Annotated in this window: 1 protein-coding gene and 1 pseudogene; both read right to left on the bottom strand. The window is 66.6% G+C overall.

Annotated features, from left to right (window positions below; translation table 11 throughout):
• Positions 1 to 323: pseudogene (locus tag EOA29_RS39395) on the bottom strand (GMP synthase); the annotation flags it as partial.
• Between the two features lie 17 nt (positions 324 to 340).
• On the bottom strand, positions 341 to 563 hold a 223-nt coding region (locus EOA29_RS39390), incomplete at its 5' end, for a TerB family tellurite resistance protein (RefSeq protein ID WP_189479182.1).

Raw genomic sequence — 563 nt, 5'->3', positions numbered from 1 at the left:
GACAGGCCGCCGAGATGGTTGGCGAGCATCTGCGCGCCGAGGCAGATGCCGAGGAAGGGCCGGTTCTCCTTGAGCGGGACTTCGAGCCAGTCGGTCTCGCGGCGGACGAACTCGTCCCCGTCATTGGCGCTCATCGGCCCGCCGAAGATAACCGCGCCGGCATGATCATCCAGCGTGCGGGGCAATCCATCGCCAAGCGGCGGCCGGCGGATGTCGAGATCGAAACCTTCTTCCAGCAGCATATGACCTACGCGGCCGGGGCTCGAAGTCTCCTGATGCAGCACGATCAGGATTTTTGGTCTCGGCCTCGGTCTGGGTGGCATGGAAGGCGAAGGATCCTCTATTCGTCGCTCGACGTCCCGCGCGCGCCGGGCGCCTCGGCCGCCGCCTTGCGGCGCGCCTCGATGCGGTCCTGGCGCTCGACGCCGATCAATTCGGCGACGCGCCAGACGGTGTTGTCCTCGAGCTCGTGCAGCTCGCCGTCGGCGTAGACGATTTCCCACATCAAGCCGATGAAGGCCTTGCGCGCCTCGGCGTCGAGATGGCGCTTGAGCACGCTGGTG

This window comes from Mesorhizobium sp. M1E.F.Ca.ET.063.01.1.1 (genome assembly GCF_003998155.1).
Classification (GTDB): domain Bacteria; phylum Pseudomonadota; class Alphaproteobacteria; order Rhizobiales; family Rhizobiaceae; genus Mesorhizobium.
The sequence above is the reverse complement of the archived record's forward strand: the minus strand, read 5'-3'. Positions and strand labels throughout refer to the sequence as shown.